Origin of the sequence: Salegentibacter sp. UBA1130 (genome assembly GCF_002311535.1) — a bacterium.
Lineage (GTDB): Bacteria > Bacteroidota > Bacteroidia > Flavobacteriales > Flavobacteriaceae > Salegentibacter > Salegentibacter agarivorans.
Genome location: NZ_DCAP01000005.1, coordinates 1 through 3,731, shown reverse-complemented (window position 1 = coordinate 3,731; position 3,731 = coordinate 1). Strand labels below are relative to the sequence as shown.

3 protein-coding genes are annotated in these 3,731 nt (G+C 36.1%); 1 reads left to right on the top strand and 2 read right to left on the bottom strand.

Translation table 11 applies throughout. The features are described from left to right. Positions 1-74: 74 nt before the first annotated feature. Both B4F31_RS01460 and B4F31_RS01455 read right to left on the bottom strand, forming a co-directional pair. A complete protein-coding gene (locus B4F31_RS01460; protein WP_075327912.1) occupies positions 75-2,021 on the bottom strand; it encodes a M1 family metallopeptidase in 1,947 nt (648 codons plus the stop codon). Positions 2,022-2,201: 180 nt separating this feature from the next. Beyond that, entirely contained in the window at positions 2,202-2,657 is a 456-nt protein-coding gene (locus B4F31_RS01455) for an RNA methyltransferase (RefSeq protein WP_075325882.1), read from the bottom strand. A 118-nt stretch (positions 2,658-2,775) separates the two neighbouring features. Here B4F31_RS01455 and B4F31_RS01450 point away from each other — a divergent pair, with 118 nt between their 5' ends. Further along, positions 2,776-3,606 carry a universal stress protein gene (locus B4F31_RS01450; protein ID WP_286760447.1) on the top strand — a complete coding sequence of 277 codons (831 nt, stop codon included), beginning with the start codon at positions 2,776-2,778 and terminating at the stop codon, positions 3,604-3,606. Positions 3,607-3,731: the final 125 nt, after the last annotated feature.

Here is a 3,731-nt window from a genome sequence, read left to right as displayed (position 1 = left end):
CCATGCACGGCACACAATAAAAAAAGCCGTTTAAATTTTATTTAAACGGCTTTTAATTTTAGAATTTTTAGCTATTAATCCTGGTAAAAAGAATTTGGCCAGGCATCGTTGCCAGAGTTTACATCTGGTAAAATTTTATTAGGATCTAACTCTACATTTTCAATAGATTTATCGGTGCGGTGTAGGTAATTCCATGAATCCCCACGCTGCCAAATCTCTACCGGAAGAGTTACATTTTCTGAAGAACCATCTTCGTAAGTAATTTCCATTTTAACCGGCATTGGGATTTCACCCTTATTAGTTAAAGAAATAACGTAATTACCTTCATATTGTCTCACTCCATCTAAACCTAAATCTATATTACCTGTACCGTAAAACCATTTTTGAAAGAACCAGGAAAGGTTTTCTCCTGAAACATTCTCCATATGATTAAAGAAATCGGCTGGCTGAGGGTGTTTATATGCCCAGGTTTCAATGTAAGATTTAAAAGCATTATCAAAACGCTCTTCTCCTAAGATATACTCTCTAAGTAATAATAAGCCAATTGCGGGCTTGTAGTAAGCGATCATTCCCAGGTTTCTTAAGTTAGAAACATCTGGATAAGTATCGATTCCTTCTCTTTGTTCACTGGTAAACCAGCCTGTCATATTCCTGGTTTTATTTAATCTCGCAGGATATTCGCCATTGTTAAAATCTAAGGTACTGTAATAATTAATAAAAGTATTAAACCCTTCGTCCATCCAGGCGTATCTTCTTTCGTTAGAACCAACGATCATCGGGAACCAGTTATGACCAAATTCGTGGTCTGTAACGCCCCAAAGCGAAGCACCTTCACTCTTCCAACCGCAAAAGTTAAGTCCGGGATATTCCATTCCGCCTATATCAGCAGCAACATTCACAGCCACCGGATAAGGATATTCAAACCATTTTTCAGAATAATGTTCAACCGAAGCTTTAGAATATTCAGTAGAACGGCTCCAGGCATGCTGCCCATCACTCTCTTTTGGGTAAGCCGATTGCGCCATTGCTTTTTTTCCGCTAGGCAAATCTATTTTAGCCGCATCCCAGATAAATGCTTTTGAAGAACCAAAAGCTACATCACGGGTGTTTTCCATTTTAAAATGCCAGGTTAGCGTACCTTCCTGTTTAGCGCGTAACGACATATCATTTACTTCTTCAGGTTTAATTAAATAAACCGTAGAATCACTTTCTTTAGCCCTTTCCATTCTATCTCTTACGGTAGAAGACAATACCTGCCTGGGGTTCTGTAATTCACCCGAAGCTACCACAATATGGCTGGCCGGGGCAGTAATTTTATAATCGTAATCGCCATAATCTAAGTAAAACTCACCTGCACCAAGATAGGGTTCTATATTCCATCCTTCCACATCATCATAAACCGCCGCTTTAGGAAACCATTGTGCGAGAGCGTAAATAGTCCCGTCTTCCACATCCAGTCTTCCCATACGGTCCATTCCTTCTACTGGTATTTTATACTCAAAATTCATAGAGACGGTGGCTTTTCCACCATTTGCAGGAATAGGATCTTCAAAAAATACCTGCATTCTGGTATCGTTTATTAAGTAATTTGAAGATGAACTTCTTTTTACTTTGGCTTCTAAATTTGAGATAGTATAGCCCCCGTCAATATCTCCGTTATAACGATTGCCCTGAATTGGGGTAGTTAGTGTACCACGAGAATCTTCGGTAAAGCGGTTTTGCTCTAAATGCATCCAGATGAAGTCTAATTCATGCGGACTGTTATTGGTATAGGTTAATGTGATTTTCCCTTTAATGGTATGTTCTTCGTCATTTAGAGTGACATCTATATCATAATCGGTTTCATTCTGCCAGTATTCGGGGCCCGGTCTTCCTGAAGCAGCGCGGTACATATTACCACTACGGTCCATAAATTCATTAAAATCTCCCTGGTTGTTTCCTACAACCTCCTGGGCTTTAGCGCCGGTACTAAACATTCCTGCTACGGCAAGGCCAAGCAAAGCTCTGGATAAATATCTCATTCTTTTAAGTTTTATTGTAATTGCCGCTAATTTAACCAAACTGTTTAAAAAATCCTCAAAATTCGGTTATATAAGACTCAAACAAAAAATAAAAATAAAGGAATATTAAATCTGAAAAATCAAATGTCTTAAACCGAAGAAATAATCTCAATACCAGGTTTTTTTTTTGTAGACACAGGTTTAAAAAAGTTTACTATTACGATCGTACATGATAATGCTTCCTGCTACCGAAACATTTAAACTTAAGCTAGACTTAAACTTCACTAAAAAATGGGATTTTTCTATAGCCTGGTTAGAAAGGCCATGATCTTCGGCTCCCAGTAAATAAACACAACGCCTGGGATGGTTAAAAGTTTCAAGAGGCTCTGCATCTTTTGTAAGTTCAACACCTACCAACATAGCACCTTTAGGTAAATTTGAATAAAAATCTTCAAAAGTTTTATAATGGAAATATGGCATTGCACCCACTGCTTTATGAGTATCACAAGCCTGTTTCGCATAACGATTCCCGATAGTAAAAATATAACTGGCTCCCATATTTTGGGCCGAGCGCCATAGAACGCCCAGGTTTTCGGGAGTTTTACCATTTTGAATTCCTATGCCGAAAAATCCCTGTTCTAAATTGTCTACTTTCATAAGAATTCAAAAATAACAGAATAATTTTTTCTACAGAATTTCCTATGGAATAAACCTGATCTTTATCATTTTATATAGCCATAAAGCTTTATAACTTTATAGGTAAATATTTAGCGTCATGAAATACATACTCATACCCACAGACTTCTCTGAATCTTCAAGAAATGCATCAGAATTTGGAATTGAATTGGCTAAGTTGCTAGACCTTCCAATAAAATTTCTTCATAATATTCAAACGCCGGTAGATTGGTCTAAATTAAACAAGCAGGACGAAAATAAATATCCAGAATCCAAGGCGAAAATTAATAACGCAAAGGAACAATTAAAAAGTTTAGAGAAAAAAGCAGAGGATAAACACGTAGAAGCAGAGCATACTCTAATCTTCAATACCGGTATGGAAGAACTGAATAATTACGTTAATCCTGCAAACTATGAATTAGTAATTATGGGTACGCACGGTACTAAAGGTTTTGAAAAAATATTAGGTTCAAATACTCAAAAACTTATTCGCCAATCTAAAGTTCCCGTATTGGCGATTAAGTACAAGTTTAATATTTCAAAACTGAAGAAAATACTAATCGCTACCGATTTAAAAGAAGAGTCACAATCTGCCTTTCAGCATATTTTCAAAATCCTTGGGAATTTAAATACAGAGAAAAATCTGATTTATATAAATACACCTTATAATTTCAAAGAATATGAAGAGATAGAGAATTTAATGAGCAACTTTTTAAAGAATTGTGGCGTTAAAAATATAAAGACACAATCTCTAAGTGCTAATAATGAAGCCCGCGGAATAGGAATGGCTATAAACAAGATAAAACCAGATCTTTTTACAAGCATAACCCATCAACGTTCTGGCCTGGACACTATTTTTAGCCCGAGTATTACTGAAGAGATAATTAATAATTACGATATCCCGGTATTGAGTATTAATAGAGAAATTTAAATAAGGTAGTAAATTCTTATAAAGCAAAGGTTTCTTTAGAGCCTAAAGATATTACCGGACCAAACTTATTAAAACAAAAAAAGACCCTTACAATTTAATGTAAGGGTCTTCTAAAAAAAGGCGGT

Bases quoted from the DNA above. Each gene is read 5' to 3' on its own strand.
- B4F31_RS01460 (WP_075327912.1), bottom strand. From the start codon at position 2,021: ATGAGATATTTATCCAGAGCTTTGCTTGGCCTTGCCGTAGCAGGAATG.
- B4F31_RS01455 (WP_075325882.1), bottom strand. From the start codon at position 2,657: ATGAAAGTAGACAATTTAGAACAGGGATTTTTCGGCATAGGAATTCAA.
- B4F31_RS01450 (WP_286760447.1), top strand. From the start codon at position 2,776: ATGAAATACATACTCATACCCACAGACTTCTCTGAATCTTCAAGAAAT.